Here is a 2,696-nt window from a genome sequence, read left to right on the forward strand (position 1 = left end):
CAGCTCACAACAGAGGCGGAGATCAAAGATCAACATGTCCCAGGAAATCCGCCAAGGCGGATTCCTTAAACAATTAACGGCAGTCGTACTTCCACTTTCAATCCACCCATCGCAGATCGACTGAACAACATTTCGCCGCTATAACTTTCCACGATGTCAGACACTATGGCTAAGCCAAGCCCACTGCCAGGTACCGACTCATCTGCCCTGAAGCCTCGTTGTGGTAATTGTGACAATTTATTTTCATCACAGCCCTGACCATCATCTTCAACCACAAAATAACAATAATGGTTTTGATAAACAGTGATGTTGACGCGTTTACGGCACCATTTACAGGCATTTTCCAGTAAGTTACCCAGCATCTCCAGCAAATCTTCACGATCACCAAAAAACAGTAAATCGGGTTCAATTTCCCAGTCGATAACCGGTGATTTATCTCGATAAAGTAACTGTAAAGTCCGGCTCAGCTCGGCTATTTCATGTTCCAGATCGACTTTTTGACCCGGCATCGGCGAACCTAATAAACGGGCACGTTTTAATTCTCTTTCGATGGTTTGCCCCATGTCACGGCTGACCTGATGTAATGCCTTTTGCGTATTCGGAAGCGTTTTCAGTTCAGCACTTTCGGCGGTTTGATTCAAGAGCGTCAGACGTGTTTTTAGAGCATGTGCCAGATTACCTAACGCGGCACGTGAGCGCTGCGTTTTACGCGTCATGGTGACTAATAGACGATTCAGCTCTTGTATCATGGGCTGAATTTCATCAGGCCCTTGAGTTTCAATTTTTTCCGTTTCACCTCTGCGTAATCTTGAGAGTTGTTGCTGGAGACGCTGTAAAGGCTGTAATGCTTTGCCAACGATCAACCACTGAATTATCAGCAATACAATCAGACCAATACCTGATACCAGTGAATACAGCATCTGGAAATGCAATATATCTTCATCCAGTTCACTGATATTTTGCCCCACCATAATAGTCAGGCTTTGTCCTTGCTTGAAATAGCCACGCTGCAGGCTGAATAGTCTTTCATCATTCGGGCCATCGATTAATGTTTGGCGCTTCTGTCCACTGGCAAGCTGTTCGATGGTTAATGATTCATCCCATAAAGATCGCGACTGTTTACAGGTTTGTTCAGTACATACTACGTAGTAATGACCAGAAAAAGGTCGTTGATACAAACTGCTGAGACGAAGCGAGCTGAGGTCGAATGAACCGTCAGGATTAATTTCGACGCTGGCCAGTAGCCCTTCAGTTTCGCTTTCCAGCCGTTCCAGAAGTTGTGTTTCAGTAACACGTTCAATAACCAGCGTTATAAGTGCCCATTGCAGCAAAATTAACAGGCTGAGAGTAAACGTCAGACCAATCGACAGTCGGCGTTTTAGTGAGCTCATACCGATCCGAAAATATAGCCTTGCCCACGACGGGTTTGAATCAAATCTGTGCCTACCTTCTGACGTAGTCGGTTGACATAAACTTCAATAACATTGCTATCTCTATCACTGTCATATTCATAGACATGTTCTGTCAGTCGGCTTTTTGAAATCACCTGTCCTGGATGTAGCATAAAGTAACGTAGCAGTCGGAATTCCGTCCCAGTTAAATTAAAAAAACGGCCATCTTTTAATTTAACGGACTGGGCATCTTCATCAAGCAATAATCCGGCAACCTGTAATGGTCCTCCGCTGGTACCTGAGCTACGCTTGAGCACCGCACTGATCCGAGCCAATAACTCTTCTGTCTGAAACGGCTTAGCAACGTAATCATCAGCGCCCGCTTTAAACCCCTGCACTTTTTCTTCCCAGCTGCCTCTTGCAGTGAGAATAACCACGGGAACATGATTATTACGATTACGCCAGTTTTGCAGTACTTCCATCCCGGATCGTTTGGGTAACCCCAGATCCAGAACAATCAGATCATAGGGTTCAATATCACCCAGGGCTTCAGCATCAATACCATCGACAGACAAATCAACGGCATAGCCTGCTTGTGATAAGGCATTCTGTAGCGTTGGGCCCATCTGCACATCATCTTCAACGAGCAATATCCGCATGTTTAATCGTCCAGTTCGAGTTCGAGCAAGTCACCATTTGTTGCATCAAATTCAAGTTCCCAAACCCGTCCCTGATCATCCAGTATTTCAATTTCGTAAACCAGCAAACTGTCATCCCGCTCAAGCTCCGTATCAATAACTTCGCCTTTACGATAGTTATTGGCGGTTTCAAGAATGCTTTCTAATGGCAGAATCTTTCCGGACTCACGCAGCATTCGTGCTTCAGAGTGACTGACATCTTTAGCCATCACCGGGCTTGCGAGAAGCCCTGAAACAAGCGTCAAGCCTATTAAATGAAGTACTAAAGAAAATGAACGTTGCATAATTTTCCCAAAAAAGTCTTTATGGTTAATCCGTATGGTATCGAATCAGCCTTAATTTAAGCTTAACTGCTTTCATCTGTTAGGGCTTGTTGAACTTTCATCTCCACCACTGCTGGAGGCTATTTTTGTGTCCTACAAGGCGGAAAGCACGCCATGTAGCTTTCCTAAATAAGTGTTTGACAACGCAGGCGGTCGCAAAAATAGTCCCAGCCCTTCGGGTGGTGACTGAAAAAGCGCCACTCTGCGTGGCCTACATGGATGTAGGTCAGGGGCGTGAGCAGGATGCGGAAGCTTTGCTCGTCGCTTATTTAGAACAACTAAAA

The 2,696-nt window shown here is 45.3% G+C and carries 3 protein-coding genes; all 3 read right to left on the reverse strand.

The features are described from left to right. Positions 1-65: 65 nt before the first annotated feature. From B3M51_RS05925 to B3M51_RS05935, 3 genes are read right to left on the reverse strand one after another with little or no spacing between them, the layout of a single operon-like run. Positions 66-1,391, reverse strand: coding sequence for a sensor histidine kinase (locus B3M51_RS05925; RefSeq protein ID WP_292483212.1), 1,326 nt, complete (start codon positions 1,389-1,391; stop codon positions 66-68). Next, on the reverse strand, positions 1,388-2,050 hold the full coding sequence (locus B3M51_RS05930) for a response regulator transcription factor (protein ID WP_292483214.1): 663 nt from the start codon (positions 2,048-2,050) through the stop codon (positions 1,388-1,390). Before B3M51_RS05930 ends, B3M51_RS05925 begins: the two co-directional genes overlap by 4 nt. Positions 2,051-2,052: 2 nt before the next feature. Then, entirely contained in the window at positions 2,053-2,373 is a 321-nt protein-coding gene (locus B3M51_RS05935) for a PepSY domain-containing protein (protein WP_292483216.1), read from the reverse strand. Between the last annotated feature and the right edge of the window lie 323 nt (positions 2,374-2,696).

This window comes from Methylophaga sp. UBA2689 (assembly GCA_002354555.1).
GTDB lineage: Bacteria > Pseudomonadota > Gammaproteobacteria > Nitrosococcales > Methylophagaceae > Methylophaga.

Coding starts and splice junctions, on each gene's coding strand:
- B3M51_RS05925 (WP_292483212.1), bottom strand. CDS start 1,391: ATGAGCTCACTAAAACGCCGACTGTCGATTGGTCTGACGTTTACTCTC.
- B3M51_RS05930 (WP_292483214.1), bottom strand. CDS start 2,050: ATGCGGATATTGCTCGTTGAAGATGATGTGCAGATGGGCCCAACGCTA.
- B3M51_RS05935 (WP_292483216.1), bottom strand. CDS start 2,373: ATGCAACGTTCATTTTCTTTAGTACTTCATTTAATAGGCTTGACGCTT.